2 protein-coding genes are annotated in these 2,982 nt (G+C 37.6%); both read left to right on the forward strand.

What is annotated here, in order from left to right; all coding sequences use genetic code 11:
* Positions 1-84 precede the first annotated feature (84 nt).
* Positions 85-1,974, forward strand: a complete 1,890-nt coding sequence (locus tag SHI21_RS20650; RefSeq protein ID WP_323579166.1) for an IS3 family transposase — start codon at positions 85-87, stop codon at positions 1,972-1,974.
* A 131-nt stretch (positions 1,975-2,105) separates the two neighbouring features.
* A complete protein-coding gene (locus SHI21_RS20655; protein ID WP_323579168.1) occupies positions 2,106-2,954 on the forward strand; it encodes a transposase family protein in 849 nt (282 codons plus the stop codon).
* Positions 2,955-2,982 lie beyond the last annotated feature (28 nt).

Genomic DNA, 2,982 nt, shown 5'->3' on the forward strand with positions numbered 1-2,982 from the left:
TGTAGTGTTTAACATTAAACTTTCCTCTTTATAGGTCAGGCTACCGAAATTCCATTCCATTTTAACTATAAAAATGGAGGAATTATGTCAGACAATTTTAATGAACCAAAGAAACGAAAGCCGAAACGAATGTTCACGGCAGAAGAAAAAAAACGAATTGTTGAAGAGTTTTTAGAGTCAGGTTTACCAGCAATCAAATTCGCACCTAAATACGATATTGTCATGGAAACACTTTCAAAGTGGAAACAAGATTATAAACGTGCACAACAAAATCCTACTTCAAGCACGAAATTAAATGCTAAAAGAGGCGGCCCTTATAATGAAGATCTTAGGCGGCAGGCAGTGGAAGCTTATCGAAAAAGTGGATTATCTCAAAAAGATTTTTCAAAAATTTGGGGAGTTGCTGAAGTCACTCTTGGAAGATGGAATTCTTTATATGAAAAGTATGGCCCTAAAGGTTTAGAAGGAAGTATTTTTCAAGATACATTCAGAAAATATAAAGAGCGTCATCACAAACGCATTTCTGAAGCACTTCAAAAAGAAATTATTAAAACTAAATTAGATAATCCAACTTTTGGACTTAGAAAAGTTAAAGACTTCCTTCATCGATTTGATGGATTAAAAGTTTCAACAGGTACAATTAGAAAAACTTTAGTTGAAGAAAACATACCATTAATAAAAGTCGTCAAAAAACGCAGGCGTTCTTCGGATAAAATTAGAAGGTTTGAGCGAGCTCGTGCTATGCAATTATGGCAAACGGATATTACAAGTTATGTGTTAGCAAGACATAGTCAAAGAGTGTATCTCACAGTTTTTTTAGATGATAACAGCAGATACATTGTCGCCTGGAGTTTACAGTTAAGACAGACTGGTGAGTTCGTTATGAACTGTGTTCAAGATGGAATTCAAAAATTTGGAAAGCCACAAGAAATTTTAACTGATCAAGGAAGACAATATTTTAGTTGGCGTGGAAAAAGTGAATTTCAACATATGCTTGATAAAGAAGGAATTAAGCATGTCGTCGCAAGAAGCCATCACCCACAGACAGTTGGAAAGTGTGAAAGACTTTGGGAGACGATAGCTCAAGAGTTTTGGAACAGAGCTCGTCCACAAGAATTATCAGAAGCGCAGGAAAGATTAAAGCATTACATTGATCATTATAATCATTTTCGACCACATCAAGGCATTGATGGCATGACTCCAGCTGATCGATTCTTTGGAGTAGAAAGTGAAATAAGAAAGATTTTAGAAGAGTCAATTGCTGAAAACGCACTTCGAATGGCCTTAGATGAAAAACCAAAATCCCCAGTATTTTTAGTCGGACAAATTGATGGAAAAAGCGTTTCTCTTCACGGTGAAAATGGGCATCTCATTTTCCAATCAAAAGAAGGTCTCGTTAGTAAACTTGGAGAAAAACTTAATTTAAAAAATTTAGAAGGACAATATAATGGAAACAAAGCAGAGGAAAGAGAAGAAGCATTCGAAAAGAAAGCTTCAGATGATGGAGAAGCCAGCGATGCCGATCAAGATTCTTTGGCATCAAGCGAGCGAGGATCAGAAGAAGATGGCATTTACGAATGGAACGATAATGCTAGAATATTGGGTGGGAAGACTCACGAAGACCGAAGCCGCGAAAGCATTGAACATACCACAGATAAGATTGTGGCAGATGTCTCAACAAGCTTCGAGCGGGATGTTGGTGGGTCTTTTGAAACAACCAACGATAAGGGCGAAGGATATGAAAGAGAAGCCAGAGAACGATGTGAAAGCTTTGCAGAAGAAGATTGCAGAGCTGGAGAGGACGATCGAAATGCAGGATCGTCTGATCGCGATTTTTCGAGAGATGCCGGGATGTCGGACAACAGGTCTGACGGAAGATACTCCACGGAAGGAGAAGACAATTGCAAAGAAGATACAGCAACGAGTTCAAGAGAAAGATCGGGATTTTTCTACTGGAGAAAGGACGAGAAATAAAGTTGGACGACCTCGCAAAGAGACTTCAGATAACTAAGCGAACTTTGAGATTGTGGAAAGCTAAAACTAAAAGGAATTGTGACTTGAGGTCAGGAAGACCTCGCTATGCTTCGGCGGATCGCAGACGGGCAATGATATTAGTTGCACGTGAATTAAAAAGGCAGGGGTATCCTGGAAGTTCTGCGATAGCTATTGAGTTAAAAGGAAAAGTTCAATTAAGACTTATTAGAAAATACGTTACAGAAATAAAAGAGCGAAGGCGTTTTAGAAAGTTAGAAGAAATTAAATTGAACCAAGTACGAGTTGAAGTTCAATCAGTGAATGTCATTTGGACTCAGGATGGAACCCATATTGGAAGAAAAAATAAAAAAGCAGTTGAGTCTCAGATAATAAAAGATCGTGGTAGTAAAAAGATTATTGGAGCTGTTACTGGATCGGCGGCAAATGGAAGTGAAGTTGTTGAGATTTTAGATATGCTAAAACAACGAAGAGGATTACCTCTAGTATGGATGACGGATAACGGAGCTGCTTATTGCAATAAAGAAGTTCGTGAATATGTTGAACGAGAGAAAATAGTTCATGTGCGTTCATTGCCAAGGATACCTCAACAAAATGGTGCGGCTGAAGTAATGATGAGAGAGATTAAGACTGATTGTATGCTTGGTAAAAAGACCGTACTAGTTTGTGAGAAAGATGCACATGCTCGTTTGGTAAATAGTATTTTGAAGATTAATAAGAATAGAAAGAGAATGAGTTTGTCGTTTAAGTCTTCCGATGAAATAGACGAAGAGATGAACGTGAGTGGTAAGAAAATAGATCGTGCTTTGTTTTACAACGAATATAAAGATGAGCTTAAGAAGATTGTGAATGTTGAAAGTGTGCGCGAAAAAAGAATGAAAGAACGAGAAATAGTTATGTGCTTACTCGAAAAGCATGAGATGATAAAAAGAAAAAGATGCGGATTGGAATACGGTAGATGAAGAGGAAGTTTTTTTGTGAACACTACAA

Origin of the sequence: Bacteriovorax sp. PP10 (genome assembly GCF_035013165.1) — a bacterium.
GTDB lineage: Bacteria > Bdellovibrionota > Bacteriovoracia > Bacteriovoracales > Bacteriovoracaceae > Bacteriovorax > Bacteriovorax antarcticus.